15 protein-coding genes, 2 pseudogenes and 1 other annotated feature are annotated in these 22,176 nt (G+C 29.7%); of the genes and pseudogenes, 4 read left to right on the forward strand and 13 right to left on the reverse strand.

The annotated features are described in order from the left end of the window. Positions 1-61: 61 nt before the first annotated feature. The 3 genes from CUEA01_RS12880 to CUEA01_RS12890 all read right to left on the reverse strand — a co-directional run bounded on the left by CUEA01_RS12880 (position 62) and on the right by CUEA01_RS12890 (position 2,915). Positions 62-1,123: an N-acetylmuramoyl-L-alanine amidase family protein gene (locus CUEA01_RS12880; protein ID WP_234122015.1), complete on the reverse strand. Its 1,062-nt coding sequence runs from the start codon at positions 1,121-1,123 to the stop codon at positions 62-64. 149 nt (positions 1,124-1,272) lie between these two features. Next, positions 1,273-2,475, reverse strand: coding sequence for an MFS transporter (locus CUEA01_RS12885; protein WP_234122016.1), 1,203 nt, complete (start codon positions 2,473-2,475; stop codon positions 1,273-1,275). Continuing rightward, the gene (locus CUEA01_RS12890; protein ID WP_234122017.1) at positions 2,475-2,915 is read right to left on the reverse strand and encodes a MarR family winged helix-turn-helix transcriptional regulator; all 441 of its coding nucleotides are present in this window, start codon (positions 2,913-2,915) and stop codon (positions 2,475-2,477) included. The genes CUEA01_RS12885 and CUEA01_RS12890 overlap by 1 nt, the downstream gene beginning before the upstream one ends. A 349-nt stretch (positions 2,916-3,264) precedes the next feature. Here CUEA01_RS12890 and fba point away from each other — a divergent pair, with 349 nt between their 5' ends. Further along, positions 3,265-4,128, forward strand: coding sequence for a class II fructose-1,6-bisphosphate aldolase (gene fba, locus CUEA01_RS12895; RefSeq protein ID WP_234122018.1), 864 nt, complete (start codon positions 3,265-3,267; stop codon positions 4,126-4,128). Between the two features lie 81 nt (positions 4,129-4,209). On the opposite strand, the gene CUEA01_RS12900 is transcribed toward fba, so the two are convergent. Then, complete coding sequence (locus CUEA01_RS12900) at positions 4,210-4,977, reverse strand: DODA-type extradiol aromatic ring-opening family dioxygenase (RefSeq protein ID WP_234122019.1); 768 nt, start codon at positions 4,975-4,977, stop codon at positions 4,210-4,212. A gap of 119 nt (positions 4,978-5,096) precedes the next feature. Between CUEA01_RS12900 and CUEA01_RS12905 the strand changes: the two genes are divergently transcribed. Then, a complete protein-coding gene (locus tag CUEA01_RS12905; RefSeq protein ID WP_234122020.1) occupies positions 5,097-5,414 on the forward strand; it encodes a winged helix-turn-helix transcriptional regulator in 318 nt (105 codons plus the stop codon). Between the two features lie 761 nt (positions 5,415-6,175). On the opposite strand, the gene CUEA01_RS12910 is transcribed toward CUEA01_RS12905, so the two are convergent. Further along, positions 6,176-8,035 (reverse strand): alanine--tRNA ligase, encoded by a 1,860-nt coding sequence (locus CUEA01_RS12910; RefSeq protein WP_234122021.1) that lies wholly within the window; start codon positions 8,033-8,035, stop codon positions 6,176-6,178. Positions 8,036-8,102: 67 nt separating this feature from the next. Continuing rightward, positions 8,103-8,346, reverse strand: a binding site (T-box leader). 128 nt (positions 8,347-8,474) lie between these two features. Next, positions 8,475-8,714: a hypothetical protein gene (locus CUEA01_RS12915; protein WP_407929240.1), complete on the reverse strand. Its 240-nt coding sequence runs from the start codon at positions 8,712-8,714 to the stop codon at positions 8,475-8,477. 549 nt (positions 8,715-9,263) lie between these two features. Between CUEA01_RS12915 and CUEA01_RS25160 the strand changes: the two are divergent. Next, a pseudogene (locus CUEA01_RS25160) lies at positions 9,264-9,386 on the forward strand (HTH domain-containing protein); the annotation flags it as partial. 370 nt (positions 9,387-9,756) lie between these two features. On the opposite strand, the gene CUEA01_RS12920 reads toward CUEA01_RS25160, so the two are convergent. From CUEA01_RS12920 to CUEA01_RS12950, 7 genes and pseudogenes are all read right to left on the reverse strand, one after another. Next, positions 9,757-10,776 carry an ABC transporter permease gene (locus CUEA01_RS12920; RefSeq protein ID WP_234122022.1) on the reverse strand — a complete coding sequence of 340 codons (1,020 nt, stop codon included), beginning with the start codon at positions 10,774-10,776 and terminating at the stop codon, positions 9,757-9,759. Continuing rightward, a complete protein-coding gene (locus tag CUEA01_RS12925; RefSeq protein ID WP_234122023.1) occupies positions 10,776-11,522 on the reverse strand; it encodes an ABC transporter permease in 747 nt (248 codons plus the stop codon). The genes CUEA01_RS12920 and CUEA01_RS12925 overlap by 1 nt, the downstream gene beginning before the upstream one ends. Positions 11,523-11,645: 123 nt before the next feature. Next, a pseudogene (locus CUEA01_RS12930) lies at positions 11,646-12,314 on the reverse strand (ABC transporter ATP-binding protein); the annotation flags it as partial. Positions 12,315-12,672: 358 nt separating this feature from the next. Continuing rightward, positions 12,673-13,383, reverse strand: a complete 711-nt coding sequence (locus tag CUEA01_RS12935; protein WP_234122025.1) for a PadR family transcriptional regulator — start codon at positions 13,381-13,383, stop codon at positions 12,673-12,675. A 449-nt stretch (positions 13,384-13,832) separates the two neighbouring features. Next, positions 13,833-16,916 (reverse strand): DEAD/DEAH box helicase, encoded by a 3,084-nt coding sequence (locus tag CUEA01_RS12940; RefSeq protein WP_234122026.1) that lies wholly within the window; start codon positions 16,914-16,916, stop codon positions 13,833-13,835. A gap of 57 nt (positions 16,917-16,973) precedes the next feature. Further along, the gene (locus tag CUEA01_RS12945; RefSeq protein WP_234122027.1) at positions 16,974-19,424 is read right to left on the reverse strand and encodes an ABC transporter permease; all 2,451 of its coding nucleotides are present in this window, start codon (positions 19,422-19,424) and stop codon (positions 16,974-16,976) included. Between the two features lie 2 nt (positions 19,425-19,426). Continuing rightward, complete coding sequence (locus CUEA01_RS12950) at positions 19,427-20,131, reverse strand: ABC transporter ATP-binding protein (RefSeq protein ID WP_234122028.1); 705 nt, start codon at positions 20,129-20,131, stop codon at positions 19,427-19,429. A 418-nt stretch (positions 20,132-20,549) separates the two neighbouring features. On the opposite strand from CUEA01_RS12950, the gene CUEA01_RS12955 reads away from it, so the two are divergent. Then, on the forward strand, positions 20,550-21,875 hold the full coding sequence (locus tag CUEA01_RS12955; protein WP_234122029.1) for a glycosyl hydrolase family 18 protein: 1,326 nt from the start codon (positions 20,550-20,552) through the stop codon (positions 21,873-21,875). The last annotated feature ends 301 nt before the right edge of the window (positions 21,876-22,176 follow it).

Raw genomic sequence — 22,176 nt, forward strand, 5'->3', positions numbered from 1 at the left:
ACAACGTTAATCTAAAAAGGCGTCTATAGATTTCCATACTTCAAATCTATAGACGCTTATCTTATTTTTTACCAAGAAATTCAACTATACCCTCTGATAAATTATTTGCTAAGTTTCCTAGTATTGTATCATTTAATAATCTTGCTCTATCATTATCATTTGTTAAATAACCACATTCCACTAATACACACGGATATTTACTTAACCTAAGTACCCTGAGCCTATCTCTAACTACTCCATCGTCAATCCACCCATCCTTGTGAACTGTATGCTTTAATACTGTATCTGCAAATTTAATTCTTTCATCCCTTTGAAAGCCGTTTTCATCATAATAATAAGCACCTATTCCCTGATAACTATTACGATTTGTATCCATAGCATTAATATGAACTGACATAAATGCATCTGGCTTAACTTTATTAACAAAAGCTCCTATATCATTAAGATCTTGTGCTACATCTTTATCTCTTGTAAGAACTACTTGTATACCTGCATATTGCAAATCGCTTTCCATAAGTTTCACTATTTTTAAAGTTATATCTTTTTCTTTAATATTTCCAAAAATCTCGCCTGGATCGATGCCACCATGTCCTGCATTTAATACAACTTTACGATTGAATGGTTTTTTCACTTTACTTACTAATATAACAATTTTATTCGCAGTATTTTGATTATTTATAACAACGAAATTATTATTTTTATATTTTGTTGCTACAATTAACTCCTTCTTAGCACTATCCTTAGTTAAAAATATGTCTTTTGAAATACTACTGCTAACTTGTGAATTTAACTTTAATTCTACACTCTTATCAAAATCAATCTGCAAATAATTTTTCGTTTGCTTATATGGTACATTATTATTTGTATTTGGAACAACTATTGTATATTTTTTAAATAATTTATTTTCTTCTATGTTTACATTTCCATTTTTATCTTTTTGCAGCTTTACAGTATTTGCCTTACCATTTAAGGTATCTCCATAAACTACTGTTCCAACTTTTTTATTTTCTTTTCCATGATTAACCGAGACAGCTACTGCTAAAATTATTAATAAAATGAGCATAAAGGATGATACAACTATACAATTTTTCTTTATTCCATTGTCAAATAATTTTAAATGCATTTTTTCTTCTCCTTTACACCCTTAATGATCTTTGTGGTAACAAAATACAATTTCTAAATTTTTGTATTTATATTATTTTTCATATTCTCATTATAGTATATATTTTTTATAAAAAAAAGCATTTAAAATTAATCTTACAATATATATTTCTAACTAGCCTGTTCTTCTTCATCTTCCATATTTCCAGTTTTTCTTGCCATAATCAAGTTGTATCCATATACAGCTAAGAATATAAGCATAAAAATACTAGATGCTCTATACATCATGGCATAACTTTTACTATTTGCAATAAAGCTAAGTATGATGGCTCCAAAGGTGAAACCTAAATCCATTGAAGATAAAAAAGTTCCATTAGCAGCCACTTTACGATCTTCCGGTGATCTGTTTACTGCCCAAACTTGAAGTGATGGCTGAACTGCACCGTACCCAAATCCATAAAATAGTGAAGCAACAACTAATGTAGGAATTGAATGTACATAAGATAAAATAATAAGTCCAATTATCATAGAAACTGCACCCGGTAAAATAACCACAGCATGTCCTTTTTTATCAAGTATTTTTCCTATAAAAGGTCTAGTTATTAGAATAGCAACAACATGGCCTGCGAAATACAGCCATATATTATTCATTTTGATTTCTTTGCCATATATCATTATGTAACTCATAATTCCACAAAATGTTATGGCTAATAAAAAACAAAGGAATGATGGAAGCAGAGCTTTTTTTTCAAATACATCTGCAATAGAAAATGGTTTTTTATTAACAGTATTATTTTTAACTTTTTCTCCTTTATTAATTGCAAGCCCTTGTAATAATAAAACTGAAATTATCACAAATGTTATAGATAATGCTGCAATAACATTAAAATTATACTTATTCATTACCATAATTGCAATAACCGTTGCTACAGACATTGAAACAATCATTGATAAAGAATAGTATCCCATTCCCTCTCCTCTTCTTTTTTCAGGGACTATTTCAGAAAACACTGCTGCTATAGCAGTAGATCCTATACCCCAGCCAACTCCTTGCACTGCACGAAATAAAATCACCCCAACTATAGGCACAAAAACATATGACAAAGTAGTCAATCCTAAAATACACAATCCAAAAAATATTACAAGCTTTTTGCCCATTTTATTGCATATGGCATCCGTACTAAACCTGCATAAAAGACCAGTAATTGAAAATACACTTACTACAAGACTCGCCTGAAAACTAGTTCCACCAATTTGCTTAGAATAGCTTGTAAGCGTAGGTGCCAGTAAATAAAAAGCTAAATACATAAATAAATTTGTTAATAAAGCAATAATATAATTTCTTGACCACAACTTGTTTTTTATTTCACTCATTAATTTTCTCCCTCATTTGCATTAAAAATATTTTCGTTAATTTTCATAAGTACTTTTCTATATGTATCAATTTCTTCTATTGATATGCCATTTAACATTTGCTCAAATGTACCAGATATAAAAGGTATAAGCCTGTTAACTAATTCTCTTCCCTTATCAGTTACATCTATAAAAAATGCTCTTCTATCTTCCTTACTTGATTTTCTTTCTACTAATTCTTTTTTCTCAAGTATGTCCAAAATTCTAACTAATGTCGCCTGATCTTTATCTACTTTTTGTGATAATTGCTTTTGATTAACTTTTTCCTCTTTAGATAAACTTAAAAGCACGTTCCATTGTTCAGGTGTAATATCATATTTTTGAAGCTTTGAATTTAAAAACCTCAGCATCTTTCTATTTGTTTTATTTGTTAGCATTCCAATTTCTTCATCTTGTGACATAAATAATCTCCTTTCAAATAATTAGTATATCAATTATTTACATACTAATTATACAATTGCTAATTAAAACCGTCAAATATAACTATTTATGATATTTAGATATATTTTTATTTTTTTATTATATGTAAACCTTGCCAAATAGGACTTAATGCTTTTACTTAGTTTAACTTAGTATATAAATACTACAATTTTACCTATAATTTTTAATTTATCAATAAATACATGTTTCATTTTTAACAATTTTAGATTATAATACATATGTAGAAAGAAAAAATTTTTTCTATATATTTTTATAAATATGGTTAAAATATGTCTTAGCTAAAAAAAATTTATTTTTGGAGGTATATATATGTTAGTATCAGCAAAAGAAATGGTTAAAAAAGCTAAAGAAGGAAAATATGCAGTTGGTCAATTTAACATCAACAACTTGGAATGGACTAAAGCAATATTATTAACTGCTGAGGAAAATAAATCCCCTGTAATCTTAGGAGTTTCTGAAGGTGCAGGAAAATATATGGGTGGTTATCACGCTGTAGTTGGAATGGTTAATGGATTAATGCAAGATTTAAACATAACAGTTCCAGTTGCATTACACTTAGACCACGGTAGCTACGAAGGTGCTTTTAAAGTAATCGAAGCTGGATTCTCTTCAGTAATGTTTGATGGTTCTCACTATGGTATAGAAGAAAACATCGAAAAAACTAAAGAAGTTATAAAAGCTGCTAATGCAAAAGGACTTTCTGTTGAAGCAGAAGTTGGAGCTATCGGCGGTGAAGAAGATGGAGTTGTTGGTGGCGGAGAAGTTGCTGATCCAGCTGAATGCAAACAAATCGCTGATTTAGGCGTTGATATTCTTGCTGCTGGAATAGGAAATATCCACGGCGTATATCCAGCAAACTGGACTGGTTTACACTTTGATGTTTTAGCTGAAATAGAAAAAACTGTAGGAAGTATGCCATTAGTTTTACATGGTGGTACTGGAATTCCTGATGATATGATTGCAAAAGCTATATCACTTGGAGTTGCTAAAATCAACGTTAACACTGAATGTCAATTAGTATTCGCAGAAGCTACTCGTAAATACATCGAAGCTGGAAAAGATCAACAAGGAAAAGGCTTTGACCCACGTAAATTATTAGCTCCTGGTTTTGAAGCAATCAAAGCTAAAGTTAAAGAAAAAATGGTATTGTTTGGTTCAGTAAACAGAGCTTAATTAACAAAATAAAAAAGAAAGGACTTTTTAGTCCTTTCTTTTTTATTTTTATGATTTTTATTGTTAATAATTTATCAATATTTAAAATTGAAGGCAAATATAACTGAGTGTTCCGTACTCATAAATTCGACTTAATACCTTAGGTAATTCTTCGTTTTTGCTGCTTCCCATAGCTATAAACAATGGTATTAAATGCTCTTGCCTTGGTACAGCTAATTTTGCATGTGGAGCTAATTTTCTATATTGAAATAAAGACTTTTCATCCCTGCTTTTAACTTTATCAATAAGCCAATCATCAAATTCTACAGGCCATTTTTCTGGTTTTTCAGCCTCCCACTTAAGTTCTGAAAGATTGTGTACTGTTGACCCACTTCCAACCACTAAGATATCTTCATTTCCAAGTTCTTGTATTGCCTCTCCAATTTTAAATTGTTCCTCAATAGCTAAACCCTGATTAACCGAAACTTGAACTACTGGTATATTAGCCTCTGGAAACATTAATTTTAGTATTGTCCATGCTCCATGATCCAAGCCTCTTTTAGTATTAAGTTTACTTTTAATATTCTTTTTGTTAAACATATCTTGAAGCTTTAATGCTATTTTTACTGATCCTTTTGCAGGATACCTCATTTCATACAATTCCCTTGGGAAGCCATAAAAATCATAAATCATATTATAAGTATCATCAATTGCTGATATTGTAGTTGTTTCTTCTTCAAAATGTGCTGTAAATACAACTATTGCTTTAGGTTTTAAACTTTTTCCAAATTCTTTTAAAGTTCTTGTATATTCATTATCTTCTATAACTATTGTTGGTGACCCATGTGCTACAAATATCGGTGAAATCATATAAATCCTCCCCTATCATTAAAATATATTTAATAAACTTACTTTATGTAAGTATGATACAATAAGTAACTTACTTTTGTCAAGTAAATGTGCTACAATAGTAATAGGAGTTGATATCTATGGAAAAATTTCATCTATGTCCACGTTTTGAAGCTGCTTTTGAATTATTAGGCAAACGTTGGACTGGATTAATAATACGTTCTTTATTAAATGGCGCTAAAAGATTTTCTGATATTCAAGAAATTATACCAAATTTAAGTGCACGTATGCTTACAGAAAGATTCAAGGAATTAGAAGAGCAAGGAATTATAATAAGAAAAGTGTATCCAGAAATGCCTGTAAGAATTGAATATGAATTAACTGAAAAAGGAAGAGACTTAGAAAAGGCTATGGATGAAATTCAAAAATGGGCCTCTAAGTGGACGGAAGAGAAGTAACAGCATTGACGAAATATTAAATAAAATTCATAAATCTAAGGGGGAAATTGGTAAAATACTAAGAAGTTTTAATAACTCGCTAGCGCTCAAACAATTAAAACTTCTAAGTATTTTACGAATTTCCCCCTAAGATTTATTGATTTTTATTTAAATCATTTCGTCAATACTGTTACTTCTCTTCTAAATGGTAAGGCAAGGAATACTTTTCTCCGTTAGCTCTACGAAAAGTAAAAAACTTGAATTTTTCGTAATGGAGCTGTTTCAATTGCTCGCTGACGCTTTGGCAATTTGAACTTGTAATAACACATGCTATGATTTATTGATTTTTATTTAAACCGTCTCTTCAATATTCTTACTTCTCTTCTAAACGATAAGGCAAGGATTAATGCTCCTTCATAGTTCAAGTGCCCTTTCTGCTTTTTCTTGTTCATAGTAGGCACCATCAGTAATAACTTGAACTTTTTCATCTTCCTTTTTCTTAGCAGCTAACGCTTTTATAACATCATCAGAAAAACTTGAATCACTATAAATATTCTGCTTTAAATCATAGTTGGTAATAATGCTTGATTCATCATTAATTACTTCAACTATATTAGCAACGTAGCCAATGTTATCACCATATTTTTTTCTATAAGTAGCATCAGGATCAGTAGGATTTTGTAGACTTGTTGGGGATATTTCCTTCCATGCATAACCTATATTTCCTATTGCACCTACAAATAAAAACTTATAATTTTTATAATTATCATGCCGTTTAGATATTATTTACTAATAACTCCTTTAATTCTTCTAACTCCAGCAGAAGAAGATTGTTCTTTTTTAATACTGAACTTTCCTAATTTTGTAGTATCTTCTACATGAGGTCCTCCACATACTTCTCTACTCCAAACTCTCCCTTTGTTGTCTTTAATTGTATACACTTTAACTATATCAGGGTATTTATCCCAAAATTTACCTTCAACACCACTCTCTTTCGCTTCATTTTTAGACATCTCTGAAATATAGGTAACTGCTTTTGATGAAATTGCATCATTTACATATTTTTCCACTTGTGCTATCTGCTCTGGTGTAAGTTTTTCATCATGGTTAAAGTCAAACCTTAATCGTTCTGAAGTAATATTACTTCCTTTTTGATGAACATGATTACCCAAAACTTTCCTTAATCCAGCAAGTAATAAATGAGCTACAGAATGTAGTGCTGTTGTTTCCGTCGATTGGTCAGCTAATCCACCTTTAAATTTACCCACAGAAGCTGTTCTACTCTTTTCTGCATGTTTTTTTGCTGCCTCTACATAAGATGCCTTGTTCTCCATGCTATATCCACTTTCAGTTAGGAATTCTTCCGTTAATTCCAAAGGAAAACCATATGTTTCGTAAAAATAAAATGCATCTGCACCTGTAACTTTGCCATTATTTTTAAGATGCTTTTGTATTTCAATTTCTCCTTGCTGCAATGTTTTATAGAAAAGTTTTTCTTCCTTATTTACTATTTCGATAACTTTCTTTTTATTACTAATCAAATCTTCATAAGCTGTTGCTTCATCTATATAAACTTCAGACAACTCACCCACAAAACTTCCTTGTATACCAATTTTTTTACCTGCACGAATTGCCCTTCTTAATAACCTTCTTGTTATATACCCTGCGTCACTATTTGCCGGCTCCGCACCATCATTGATTAGAAAAGTAGCAGCTCTCACATGATCAAGTATGATTCTAAATGACTTTAAATCGTCAGTATAATCTTTTCCACTTAACTCCACTAGCTTTTTCTTAGGATTAAGGAAGAACGCCGTATTATAAATATCCCTATCATCATTAAGAGCTGTTGCGACTCTTTCTAATCCGCCTCCATAATCAATATTGGGATTCTTCATTTTTACAAAACCTGTGTCTTGTTTTTTGTAACACATAAATACATTGTTCCCAATCTCTAAAAACCTCCCGCTATCAGAAGCAGGATGCTCCAGTGAATCACCATCTGGTTCAAAATCATAGAACATTTCACTATCAGGCCCACCTGGTTCACCAACAGGCATATCTAAAGGACTTCCGGATCTACTCCACCAATTTTCTTTTTCATCATATAAAAATATTTTACCACCTCTAGATGTCCCATATTTATATGGATTATCTTCAATTATAGGTTCTATACCAACTGATTTGAATTTTTCTGACCAGATTTGAATTGCTTCCGTATCTTTTTCTATATTCAAATCCTGACTTCCTTTAAAAACACTGATATATAGTCTATTAGGATCAATTCCCAATTCGTTAATTTGCCAATTCCATATCGCATCGATTTGCTTATTCTTATAGTTATTTTCATTTGCTTTAAATTCCCATCGACCTATCATTTCAAAAAATGTTAAATGCGAGGTATCTCCTACTTCATCAATATCCACTGTTCTTAAGCATTTCTGAATATTTGTTATCTCATTACCTATTGGATGTTTTTCCCCCAATAAATATGGAACCATAGGCTGCATTCCACTTCCAGTAAACAATGTTGAGGGATCATTTTCTGGTAACAAGCTAGAAGAAGGTACTTGACTAGCCCCTATTCTTTTCATGAAATCAATATATGATTTTCTTAACTCATCTGGTGTCATTTTCACCATTTTTAATACCTCCGTTTTATTTATTTTCTCAAAACAAAAAAGCCCTAAGCTGACATTTTTATTGTCAACTTAGGGCGAACTATCATTTCCGTGTTACCACCTAATTTCAGATTTCTCTGCACTCTATCAATACGGGATATATCCGATATTGTTTCCTGAATAACGGTGGAATTCCGTTGAAGCCTACTAAGATTTTTCCGTTCGGTTCACAGCTCCGAGACTGCTTCAATATTAGATCAATGAAGATTCACACCAACCATCTTCTCTCTGTGAAATCCCTAATACTTACTATTCCTCATCATAGCCTTTTGTTTTAAGTTAAATCAATACTATCACACTCAACTTGCTCTGTCAATTTAATTTTCCTGTTTTTTTATACAAAATAAGTCTCTCCATTCTGACATCAGCTTTGATGTTATTTATATCATCCCAAAATGTTTTAACGCATCAACAATCGCCTTTTCCTTTTCACCTGTGAAATATAAAGATTAAAAACCTTCAATCCATGATCTTTCAACACATAATTTTTTATCTTAGCATAAGTAGCTTTGCTCTCAGCTGATGTCACATCCAACTCATCCAAGTCAAAATCAACCGCAATCCTATCATTCGGTTTTTGTTGGGACAAAAGAGCAACCGTCTCAACGTGGTTTGAACTATTGAAAGAAATAAACTTCATATCTAAATCATTTTTATCAAAAGAATTTTCATTCTACAAAATTAACAGCATACTTTTTCAATAAAATTTCCTAATCATATAGTAATATAAAATAATATATATTTTTCCTTATAACATAAAAATCCTGAGTTGTGATATGTATTTTGTAAGTCTTCAACTAACTCCCATGTAATACAAGTATTCTTCGCTGCAAGCTCTGGATGTAAAACTGTATCTTCATCAAGTTCTCGATTAAAAAAAGCGTGATAACCTCTATCATATTTTTTATGCTTTTTATTTGTATATACTTTTATATAAAATCCATTTCTATCAAAAATATTCCATTCATTATACCAACTATCAACATCATGTTTAAAAGCAAAATGAACAAGCTTTCTCCATTGTTCATTAGTTAATGTTAAAAGTTTATAGTTATTTCTTCTCTTTGATAATGGGATTTATATGTGCTACGATTGGGGGATATTTCATGCTTTTTGTGGGATAATCAGTATATATGTTACATATTTTTAGGATGGATAAAAAATATGGATATGATCAAAGATGAGCCAAGGAATCAAATTAGAAGAATTGCAAAGCTTCATGAAAGACACTAATTCTATTTCATACGAAAAAAAATATAAGTTAGCAACATCAAGCTTATTTTTACATTATTTACTTAAGAAAACACCATAGGCTATAAAATAGAAACTCAAAAGTACTCCTTTATTTCACATCAACATTTATCAAAATTTATTTAAATCGTCTCTTCAATATTCTTACTTCTCTTCTAAACGGTAAGGCAAGGAATACTTTTCTCCGTTAACTCTACAAAAGTAGATAATTTAATTTTTTCGTAATGGAGCTGTTTCAATTGCTCGCTGACGCTTTGGCTATTTGAACTTGCAGAACAAATTCTATGGGTTTGGGCTTTAGCCCATGTAGGTTCGTGAAACTCTTATTAGAGATAAAACGCTTGAAACTTCAAAATTAATTTGTATCAAAATGCCGTCTTCTAGGCATCATGATACAAATTGATTTTGGTAGTTGAACTGGTATATCTATACTAATCCCTGTTGTAACATTTCTGTAATACTGTTGATAATAATAGCAATATTGTTCCAAAACCTATTAGAAATATCAAAGATGTAATACCTTTTGTAAGAGTATCATTACTTTCAATATAAGTAGTAAATTTAATTATCCATCTTGTTGGCGTAATGTTACTTATAATTTTAAGTCCATTAGGCATGTTATTTACTGATAAAAATCCACCACCAAGTAGAGTAGTAAGAAGTGCTAGGCTGGATGCTGTTATACTTGCTTTGAGTTCAGTTTTAAATGCAGCTGCCATAAAAGTTCCAAAAGCTGTTGAAATAAATGTCAGTAGCAAACTAATTAATAAAAAATTAGTTATAGTTATACCTATATTTATATTAAATATTCTAATAACTGCTGCAGATGCAAGTAATTGTGTGTACGTTATAATATAATTGTATATTAAATTTCCTAAAATATATTTTGAAATCTTATTTGTGGAATATCTGATACGTGTTAAAATACCATTTTCCTTATCCCTTATCATAATCACTGCTGTCATTGTAGTTGTTATGAATAGACACATTATTATAAATCCCATTATCCTTTCGGCTGTACTCATTTGATTTTTAAATAGTTCGTTTGAAAATTTCTGAAGTTTAATTGGCTGATTACTAGTTGAATAGTAATTTAATAATTTTTTTGAAGCTAGGTATATACTATTTTTTTCCGAATAAACAACCTTACTTTGTCCTTTAAAATCAAGTATTGCTGCATATTTTCCCATAATCAAGTCTGTTTGTATGCTTTTTTTGTCCGCATTTTCTACTTTTATATCTTTTGTATTTTTTAAAAGCTTTATTATTCTAACATTGCCCTTTGAATTTACATTGCCAATTATTCCAAAAGTATAAGATGGTTTCATAAATGAATTTGAAATAATAGTTAATACTATTGCTACAGTTGGTATCATTATATATAGTACAAATTTTAATTTATTTTTTGTTTCTCTTTTAAAGTTGTTTTTTATTATTAACAATATCCCCATTACAAAAATGCCTCCTTTTTAAAAAATTTAATTGAAAATAAGGTAAATATCAGTGCAACCGTTAAAGTAATAATTATAGACATAAAATAAAATGAATAATCATTATCATATATCATTGAAATAAGTCCCTTATTAATCCACATTAAGGGTGAAATATAACTTATTGTTTCAAAAGTTTTCCCAAGTGAACCAACAGGAAAAAATGCACCTCCAAGCATTCCAAATAGGCATATTGGTATATTAATTATATTTTTTATTGTATTAAAGTTTTTAAAACATAATCCAATAAAAATTCCAATAGCTACTGACATAAAACTTTCACTTGCCAATAACAATGCTACATTCAATAGCTTTCCTTTAAATTGCAGATTAAATAAAAACTTTACAATAAATAAAACTATAACGTTCCATAAACTCATGGATACAGCTCCACTTATTATTTTCGAAAGCAATATTTCCGTTTTCCTCAAAGGAGCTGATATAAATCTAAATGAAACTTTAAAATTACTTTCTTCTCTTGCAACATACATCATTGTTATTATACCCATAAATGTAGTTAGCGGAATTATTACTAATGCATAATAATTAAATGATGATATTCCAATTCTATTATCAAATAGTTTACTTGTAATGTATCCTAAAATTCCAATAAGCATGATTGGAAATATAACACTATAGCCAATTATAAACGAGTCCTTTAGTCTTCTTTTTATATTAAAATTAAATAGAACAATAAAATTTTTCATTTTCTCACTCCTATATATACTTTCCTGATTTTTAACAGAGATAATTTAATCTCTTAACTCTTTGCCCGTTAAATATAAAAATATATCTTCCAGAGTACCTTTTCCAATTTTTCTGTACTTATCTTTTATCTTTTCCTTATTTCCTTCTCCTACAATTTCGCCTTTGTCTATAATAACAAGCCTAGAACATATCTCCTCAACTTCTTCCATATAGTGAGATGTATAAATAATAGTCGTTCCCATAAAATTAAGCTTTTTTATTGCCTCCAAAATATTGTTTCTTGATTGTGGATCTATTCCAACAGTTGGTTCGTCCATTATAATCAGTTTAGGCTTGTGAGCTATTCCACACGCTATATTTAACCTTCTTTTCATTCCACCAGAAAAAGCGTCAGGATACTCCTTTCTCCTTTCCCAAAGCCCCACAAACTCTAAAGCAGTTTTCACAGCCTCCTTAAGCTCCTTTCCTTTAAAGCCATATAGAGAACAAAAAAATTTTACATTATCATAAGCAGTTAAATCTGAGAAGTATGCAAAATCTTGTGGAACAACTCCAAGACTATTTTTAAACTTATCAATGTTCAATTTTATATCTTTACTATAAAAATCTATATTTCCTCCATCTGAAGTAGCTACTGTTGATATAATATTTATTGTTGTACTCTTTCCCGCTCCATTGGGCCCTAGAAATCCAAGAATTTCCCCTTCATTAACATAAAATGATAATCCCTTAACTACTTCTTTTCCATCATAAGATTTTTTTAAATTTTTTACTTCTAATATTTTCTCCATTATTATTCCTCCATAAAAATTATTATATATACAACATTTACTATCCAACATTGGATATATGCTGTAATAAAATTTCATATGGCTTTATAAAGGGTTACCGCACCGAAACTTAAGTTATACATGTTTCAAAATGCCATGTTCTGGGCATTATGAGGCATGCATAACTTAATAGTTGAGTCGGTAACCCTATAAAGATAAACCACTGTGAAACTTAAAATTTATTTGTACCAAAATGCCGTCTTCTGGGCATTATGGTGCACATGAATTTTAATAGTTGAAATGGTTTATCTATAGACCCCATGAAATATTTAGATATCCATACATACCACACAAATTTAAGTCAATTATAATTTATGAATTACTTTTTTAACATCAAAATAAGCTCATCTATTTTTTCTTTTGCATTTTGGGGATTATTTACGATTTCTTCTTTTAATCTTTGTATTCTTTGGTTAATTTCTAAATCATTAATTTCAGCTTTTTCATCAAGTTCACCAAAATCAATATCCTTTATTATTTGTTCTTGTTTACTGCTTATATCTATATATCTGTCAACATCTTTTAATATTGCTTCATGCCACTTTATTTGATACTCCAGACTAGATATACTCATGTCAAAGGATATAATCTCTGCTTCCATGCTATTTTTATTTATCTTCATATTTTTCCAATATGTCCAATAGTCATATTTCTTTTTTAATTCCTTAATATGTTTTTTTATTATTTCTTTCACTTCATCTTTATTTATCCTATTAAACATTGTGTATATGAAAAGCTTATCTGAACCCACACTTGCAATTTCCTTGCCTAATTCTTCTCTTAAAGCAATTTCAAGCTCTTCCCTGCCTTTTTCAGTTATTCCATATATTTTCCTAATTCTAGAACCAATCTTATCCTCTCTAGCCAGTTCAATACACTTGTCTTTTTCAAGCTTAGCTAAAGCATAATATATAGAGCCTGATTGAATTTTGGTCCACTTATCTAGCCCACTTACTTGAATAAACTTTTGTATTTCATAACCATGTGTCGGTTTTATACTTAAATAAAATAAAATTAATGCTTTTATCATTTTTTCTCCTTTATCCAACATTTGTGTAATTTCATTATATAACCAACGTTGGATATAGTCAATACGATTATAAAATTTCTTTACAAATTCTATATAACATCTTAATTGCAAAATATTAACGTGACTGCCGCAATAAGCTTATTTAATACGTAACATAAAATTATTGCGAACCTTTATTCAGAGTACAGAGTACAGATGACAGAGTACAATTAAGGATGATTTACCTTTCCTTACGTTAGGTAAATCCTAAACTTATATGTTGTCAGCTTCGCTGAACAACATTAATGGCGCGATTGCGTAAGCATTAAAAAATAAGTTTTAAGATTTTCTGTAGCAAAGCGGAAGAAAATCATCCTTCACTGTACTTTGTACTCTGTACTCCGTACTCTGTCTTTTGGTTCGCAATCTTTAATAATTGTGTATAAAATAAATTTAGTGTGCCAGCTCCATTACCTTTCAAAAAGTTCCATTATTTCTTCCTTTGTAAATTTATTCAAAACATCACCATTCTGTAACTCACCAGTTATAACATTTTCTATTAATTCCTTTTTACTTTCTTGCAGCAAAACAATTTTTTCTTCTATGGTTTCTCTTGCAACTAATTTAACAACTTGAACAACATTTTTTTGACCAATTCTGTGAGCTCTGTCTGTTGCTTGATTTTCTACGGCAGGATTCCACCATGGATCAAAATGAATAACTAAATTTGCTGCTGTTAAATTTAAACCTGTTCCACCAGCCTTTAAGGATATTAAAAATACAATGGGCTTGCTACTATTATTGAATTCATTTGCTAAGCTAATTCTTTCCTTTGGAGGTATAGCCCCATCTAAATATAAATATTCAATTCCTTTTTCTTTAAGCATTTTAGCTATCTCTTTTAGCACAGAAGTAAATTGTGAAAATAGCAATGTTTTTCCATTTGAATCAACCTGCTTCTGAAGCATTTCAATTACAACTTTAAATTTACCACTTCCACCTTTATAATCTTCTAAAATCAAAGCTGGATCTAAGCATATCTGTCTAAGCTTCATCAAATAAGATAAAATTTCTATTCCCTTATCATTCTTAGCTTTTAGTTTCTCCCTTACACTTTTTAAATAAGAATTATATACTAGCTTCTGAGCTGCTGTCATAGGTACAAGCATTTTCTTTTCGATTTTATCTGGTAAATCTTTTATAACCTCACTTTTAGTTCTTCTTAAAATAAAGGGCTTAATTAAAAGTTTAAGGTCCTCAAGTTCAATTTCAGAACCTGCTACAAATTTTTCACAAAATTTATCCTTAGAATATAAGTATCCTGGCATTACAAAATCAAATATTGACCAAAGTTCCAATAAATTATTTTCAATAGGGGTTCCTGTAAGTGCAAATCTGATTTTTGAATTAATTTCTTTTACAACTTTAGTAGTTTCAGCAGAATAATTTTTAATATTTTGAGCCTCATCAATAATACAATAATCAAATTTAATATTCCTATACTTCTCAATGTTATTTCTCAAGGTACCATATGTGGTTAAAATCACATCATATTCACCATGGCTTTCACAAAATGAATTAGTTCCATGTGCAACATAAGTTTTAAGTATAGGTGCAAACTTATCAATTTCTGATTTCCAATTGTATATAAGTGAAGTAGGCGTTATTATTAATGCTTTTTTGCCAAGCTCTGAGGTAAGAAAAGCTATAGTTTGTACTGTCTTGCCAAGTCCCATTTCATCAGCAAGAATACCCCCAAATCCAAGTTCTTTTAAATTTTTAAGCCACTTAAAGCCATCAAGCTGATACTTTCGTAATGAAGCCTTTAAATCCTTTGGGAGCTTAATTTTACCACTATTTATTCTGCCTATTTTATCTTCAATATCTTTTAAAAGTTCACTGCCTTTAAAATTTTCGTTTGTTAACTTTTTTAAAGTTTGTACTGCAAATAGTCCCTTGCTTCTTTCTATATTTAAATTATTATCCTTATCCATACTAAAAAGATCAATAAAATCAAAGAATTCCTTTATTCCAGCTTCCTCAAAATCTATTAATTTGTTGTTTTTATTCATATAAAATTTGTCATTGGCTTTGTATGAATTGAATATATTTTGAAACTCATCTTTATCAATATCGCCAATACTGTAGTTTAGTTTAAAGCTTCCATTTTCCTCATATAAATTTGCCTCAATATTTGTACTGTCATATATTCTTAAATCTTCAAAACCACTTCCTAAAGTCACATTTCCAAGGCTATATATTCCCGTACCTTTTTTAATTAAAATACCCATGAGCTCTTTATAGCTTCCATTAAAAACAAGCTTATCTTCATTTTTTATAAATTTATATCTTTCAAGTTTCATGATAACTTTATTTTCATCATCATAAATTCTCATAGGCTGTGCTTTAGTGCTGTTTTTTTCTAATATATTTATATTTTTCCCATTATAAATGCCATAAACCTTACAATATATTTTATCTGTAAATTTATATATAAAAAAATTAAAATTCAAATTGCTAGCTGCAAATTTTTTAACACCTTCTGTAATTGTAATATCTTCTGATATACTGCTTAGTAAATAAATTAAAGCATTGTAATTTTTAAATGTTTTGTTATATGCGATTTTTTCTTTTACCACAAATTTGTCGTATAAAGAACTGTATTTTAAAATTTGATTTTTTGAAGGTAAATACAGGCTATCCTTAAAAAACCAAACTGATTTGCTTTCATTTAAAGGAATAGGTAGTTTCTTATGAGTAGTTAATATCAAACCTTCATCTAATGCTTTCAAAGTAAAACTAAGTGGTAAATCTGCCTTAATAATTTGGGCTTTATACTCTAATCCGTTATATTTAAATTGAATTTTTTTCCCATCAATGCACTCTAAAAATTCTCTTAAATTGCTAGTTTTAATTATAAGCTTTCTTTCTAAATTTTCTTTTTTACAATAATTCTTTATGAAATTTATTACCTTTTTATCACTAGGCAAAATATCAAATTTTGAAGGACTATAAATAAATTGATTATTAACCGAAAAAACTTTTTTATTTTCTAAAGCAAAAATAAACTTCTTCAAATTAGTGATTAAATATTTATGTCCTTCCCCCACTCTAAATTCAGTCTCAAATTTCATTTCTTCTTTGCTTGGTATAGTACTAAGCTTTACGTCTATCCCTACGTAAGCTTTCCCATTTTCATCTTGTGAAGATTTTTTTGCTCCACTCTTTTTATATACTGAATTTAAAAATTTATATGCAGATGCAGTTAAGTGCTTACACATAAATATTTGTGTACCTATAGAATTTGACTTAAAATCATCACAACTGCAAGTTGCACCAACTAATTTTTTATTTAACAAATCTATTTTTAGATGAGTTTTATAATGAATTAAATCAGTATCATTTACTGTTTCTCCATATATATGATATATATTATCTATTTTTCTACCTTTAATATTTAAAACTTCTCCACTTAAAAAAAGTTCCCTGCCCCATTTTTTCATTAAATTAGAGGAGGATTGGAGAATTATTTCTTCTAATTCTTTTAAATTCACTTTTCCACCTCTCATTATTCAAACTCTTATAATATACTTTACTTTTATTATAGATATCTATTCTGCACTTTTAAGTGATTCGACCATATCTATTTTATCAAATCTACTGTACATTGCCAAATTTACTATAACAGAAAATCCAATTGTAAATAAAATAGAATATACATAATTAATTGGGTTAATTGTTCTTAAAAACATCATTTGATTTGTTTCAGCGGTTACTATAACAAAATTGTAAATAATAATTCCAAATATAATGCCAACCAAACTCCCTATAATAGTTAATACAATATTTTCACGATATATATATGCTGCTAACTCATTATTATAAAAGCCTAGAAGTTTTATAGTTGCAAGCTCTCTTTTTCGCTCATTTATATTTATATTTGTTAAATTATATATTACAACAAATGCTAAAACACCTGCAGAAACTATTAATATTACTACTACCGAATCTATGCTTTTCATACTCTCAATTGCATCTTCACGTGCATTATCTTTAAAACTTACTGAACTTACTTTTCCTATATCCGATATCTCTTTTAAAGTTTTATTCTTAGCATTATATGCAGTACTTTTTAACACTCCATAAAAGCCATCAAATTCAAGCTTTTCTCCAGATACTTTTTCATAATATTTAGGACTTATATATACATAATTTCCAATATACTGTTCCGTAACATCTGCTATTTTAACTTTAATTATTTTTCCATCAATAGTTATGTCTAAATCATCGCCAATACTTTTGTGAGCAAGCTTTAACAGTTTTTGTGTTACTATTACTCCATTATCCTCGAGACTTAATTTTTTACCCTTCATTGTGAGATTTATGTATTTACCTAAGCTGTTTTTATTTTCTGGTATTACTACATAGGCATCTGTTTCAGTGCCATCATTTGTTATTGTTCCATTTTTTAAGGACATAAACATTATTGATTTTACATTCGAATCCTTTATAACTTTGCTACCTATTTCATCCTTTTCATTATAGCCTACACCTGTATTTAAGTTAACCTGCATATCATATTTATAAATATTGTCATACTGCTTTGCAACAGATCCCTTTATTCCACTCTTCAATCCAAATCCAGTTATTATTAATCCTGTACACGCCGCTACTCCAACTACCGTCATGAAAAATCTCTGCTTATATCTAAATATATTTCTTGCTGTAACTTTACTTGTAAACTTTAATCTCTTCCAAATAAAAGTAAATCTTTCGAGTAAAATTACTTTACCAGCCTTAGGGGATTTAGGTCTCATAAGCGATGCTGGCACTTCTCTTAACTCCTCTATTGTTGATGCCACTGCTGCCAAACCTATAAAAAATATTGCTATTGAAGAAGCCATAAGTGATACCCTCAAATTAAATGGTGTCATTGAATATGGAATCTTATAAAGTGATTCATAAGCATTCATTATAAGTGGTGGAAATAATCTAAAGCCAATTATCACTCCAACTATAGTCCCCAAAATACTTGCTGCCAATGAATATATCAAATAGTGAGATATTATTGCCATTTTTGAATATCCCAATGCTTTAAAAGTTCCAATTTCTATTCTATTTTCTTGTACCATCCTTGTCATAGTCGTTAAGCTTACTAAAGCCGCAACTAAAAAGAATATTAGCGGGAACACTTTTCCTATATCATCAATTCTATTGCTATCCTGCCTATATGATTCATACCCAATATTTTGAGACCTTCCAAGCACATAGAATTCTGGTGTTTTTATTCCTTCATATCTTTCTTTATTTATATTGCCCAAAACTTTTTTTAAACTGTTCTCTATATCTTTATTTGCTTTTTTATAATCATCATTATTATCCAAACTATTTTTATCTTCACTTTTGTTTGTTTTAACATACACTTCTGTATATATATCATTTTTGAACACTGAAGGAAGTATATACACAAATCCTCTTACAACTCCATCTCCAACAGAACTAATCTGCCTTTGTTCAGATACATATAGTGGTGAATCGGCTGTTCCAACTATCTTAAATTTATTATTTTTAAGTTCATCATTTATATTGGTTTCATTTCCAGATTTAATTACTATCTCATCACCAATTTTATAGTTATTTTTCTTTAAAAACTCTTCCTCAACTACTACCTCGTTATAATTATTCGGTTTTCTTCCTTTAGTAATAATAATCTGATTTATACCATTGCTAACAGGAAGTGAATTAACATTAATAATTAAATCACGTTTATTTTTTTCAATAACCGCATCAATTGATTTAGATCCTTCTACCTTTGATACATCCTTAATATTTTTTATACTTGATAAACTATCTTTTGTAAAGCCTAATGTTGAGACCAATTTAAAATCCATAAAATTAGTTTTGTCAAAATAATAATCGCCTGACTTTTTCATATCTGGACTAGTTGCTCTTACTCCAACATAAAAAGCAACTCCAACTGCTATAATTATAAGTATTGACAAGAATCTAGAAAATGTCTTTGTTATACTTCTAAATAAATTTTTAAAAAATGTCTTTTTCATAATTACCACTCTATGCTTTCTATTGGAGTAGGTTCGAGATTTCTTTCCACATTTGCAACTTTTCCATTTTTCACACTTATTATCTTGTCTGCAATCGGTGCTATTGCTGAATTATGTGTTATAACTACAACTGTCATCCCATATTGCTTTGATGTATCTGATAATAATTTTAATATGGCTTTTCCAGTATTATAATCAAGCGCTCCAGTTGGCTCATCACATAGAAGAAGTTTTGGATTTTTCGCAAGTGCCCTCGCTATAGATACCCTCTGCTGCTCTCCGCCTGAAAGTTGTGATGGAAAATTTAACATTCTTCCTTCAAGACCAACATTTTTAAGAATTTTTTCTGGACTCATTGGATTTTCACATATTTCAACCGCAAGTTCAACATTTTCAATGGCATTTAAATTTTGAACTAAATTATAAAATTGAAATACGAAGCCAATATCCTCTCTTCTATACTTAGTAAGCATTTTTTTGCTATATTTGCTTATGTCCTTTCCACCAACATATATATCTCCGTCTGTAACTTGATCCATGCCGCCTAAAAGATTAAGTATCGTTGACTTTCCAGCACCACTAGCACCAAGTACAATTACAAATTCTCCTTTATCTATAGAAAAAGAAACCCCATCTACTGCTTTAATTTCAACTTCTCCCATTTGATATGATTTTTTTACATTTTTGAATTCTATAAAACTGGACATAAAGCGCCTCCCTTTTTAAACATATTTACTAAAGATATTTTATATAATTTTCATTGATAAATGACTATATATTTCATAAACATATCTCTTTTTAAAGATAACCTAAAATTATTATTTTGTAAATATGCGCTGTACCCATGTAATCTTTATCAACACACCCATAAATTACATGTCGATTATCGGTATATTTTGTCGATATATATATTAAACCCTTTAACTTTCAATTGTATGTACTAAATTACAATTTTATTGGTGGTTTAGTACATATAGATATACCATTTCAACTACTAAAATCAATTTGCATCATAATACCCAAAAAACGGCATTTTGATACAAATTAATTTTAAAGTTTCAAATGGTTTATCTTTATTAAAGTTAACTATGGTTACAATTTTTATATTAAAAGAGGTGAGTTATTTTGAAATCATGTAAAAAACTTTTTACCATCATTGCCCTAATTATAACATTTATGCTAAACACTACTTTTGTATTTGCTAAGCCTAGTAAATCAGGTTCTGCCCCTACTGCTCCAACTTTATTAACTTCTTCTGGAATAACAACAAATGGAGTTACTTTAAGCTGGCAAACAGTTTCCGGAGCTTCAGGTTACAAAATTTACAGAGCTACTCCTTATGATTCCAACTATTCTTTAATAACTACAATTTCAACTAATAGCTATAAAGATACGGGATTAGCTTCAAGCACAAAATATTGGTACTTCGTTAGAGCTTATAATTCTTACGGTACCTCACCGGATTCTACACACATAAACATCACAACTTCCCAAGTTGTAACAATTTCTAAAAAATTAGTTTTAGGATATACAACTTATTATTACTCTGGTGATACTTCTTCATATAACTCTATGACAGCTAATACTTCAACTTTGGATGAAATTGGAACAGATACTTATACAACAGATGCTTATGGAAATATTTCTGGCCTTGTTCCAACTAATCAGATAACTTATGCAAATAGTAACAATATCAAGACTCTTGCAATGATAACAAATAATTTTGATGGAAGTATAGCTCAAACTTTGCTTGAAAGTTCAGTAAATAGACAAGCTTTAATAACTAATATTTTAAATGCCATGAAAATTAATGGTTATAAAGGTGTAAACGTTGACCTTGAAGGCGTATATTATTATGATAGAAGTTACCTTACAACATTTATGAATGAACTTTATACTGCACTCCATGCTCAAGGTTTTTATGTAACTATAGCAGTTCCAGCAAAAACAAGTGACAGTCCAACATCAGCTTGGAACGGTGCCTATGACTATACCGCACTTGCAAATTATTCCGATCAAGTTGTGCTTATGACTTATGATGAGCATTATCCTGGTGGAACTCCTGGTCCAATTGCTTCAATTGGTTGGGTTCAAAACGTAATAAAATATGCTGTTACCGTTATACCTCAAAGCAAACTACTACTTGGAACTGCTGCTTATGGCTACGATTGGTCATCAAATGGAACTAAAGCTTATGGCATTTCAAGCATTTATAATTTAGCTTTAACTTATGGTGCAACTATATTATGGGATTCTGTATCTCAGTCTCCATATTTTACTTATGTAGATGCTTCAGGCATAAGCCATACTGTATGGTTTGAAAATTCTCAAAGCTTAAATTACAAACTTGATCTCGTAAATTCTTATAATTTATCTGGCATAGCTATTTGGAGACTTGGACTTGAAAATGCTGATTATTGGACAAGCATTAAAACAAAATTTAATAGATAATTTAAGAAGAGGCTGTCGCACAAAATTATTTAATATACAAATTTTAAACATTGCGAACCTTTATTCAGAGTACAGCTGACAGAGTACAGAGTACAGTGAAGGATGATTTTCTGTAGCAAAGCTACAGAAAATCTTAAAACTTATTTTTCTATTGCTTGCGCAACAGCGGCATTAATGTTGTTCAGCGAAGCTGACAACATTTAAGTTTAAGATTTACCTGACGTAAGGAAAGGTAAACCATCCTTAACTGTACTCTGTCATCTGTACTCTGTACTCTAAATAAAGATTCTCATTAATTTTA

It is taken from the genome of Clostridium hydrogenum (assembly GCF_021432385.1).
Taxonomy (GTDB): Bacteria; Bacillota; Clostridia; order Clostridiales; family Clostridiaceae; genus Clostridium_S; species Clostridium_S hydrogenum.

Coding starts and splice junctions, on each gene's coding strand:
- CUEA01_RS12880 (WP_234122015.1), bottom strand. CDS start 1,123: ATGCATTTAAAATTATTTGACAATGGAATAAAGAAAAATTGTATAGTT.
- CUEA01_RS12885 (WP_234122016.1), bottom strand. CDS start 2,475: ATGAGTGAAATAAAAAACAAGTTGTGGTCAAGAAATTATATTATTGCT.
- CUEA01_RS12890 (WP_234122017.1), bottom strand. CDS start 2,915: ATGTCACAAGATGAAGAAATTGGAATGCTAACAAATAAAACAAATAGA.
- fba (WP_234122018.1), top strand. CDS start 3,265: ATGTTAGTATCAGCAAAAGAAATGGTTAAAAAAGCTAAAGAAGGAAAA.
- CUEA01_RS12900 (WP_234122019.1), bottom strand. CDS start 4,977: ATGATTTCACCGATATTTGTAGCACATGGGTCACCAACAATAGTTATA.
- CUEA01_RS12905 (WP_234122020.1), top strand. CDS start 5,097: ATGGAAAAATTTCATCTATGTCCACGTTTTGAAGCTGCTTTTGAATTA.
- CUEA01_RS12910 (WP_234122021.1), bottom strand. CDS start 8,035: ATGGTGAAAATGACACCAGATGAGTTAAGAAAATCATATATTGATTTC.
- CUEA01_RS12915 (WP_407929240.1), bottom strand. CDS start 8,714: ATGAAGTTTATTTCTTTCAATAGTTCAAACCACGTTGAGACGGTTGCT.
- CUEA01_RS12920 (WP_234122022.1), bottom strand. CDS start 10,776: ATGGGGATATTGTTAATAATAAAAAACAACTTTAAAAGAGAAACAAAA.
- CUEA01_RS12925 (WP_234122023.1), bottom strand. CDS start 11,522: ATGAAAAATTTTATTGTTCTATTTAATTTTAATATAAAAAGAAGACTA.
- CUEA01_RS12935 (WP_234122025.1), bottom strand. CDS start 13,383: ATGATAAAAGCATTAATTTTATTTTATTTAAGTATAAAACCGACACAT.
- CUEA01_RS12945 (WP_234122027.1), bottom strand. CDS start 19,424: ATGAAAAAGACATTTTTTAAAAATTTATTTAGAAGTATAACAAAGACA.
- CUEA01_RS12950 (WP_234122028.1), bottom strand. CDS start 20,131: ATGTCCAGTTTTATAGAATTCAAAAATGTAAAAAAATCATATCAAATG.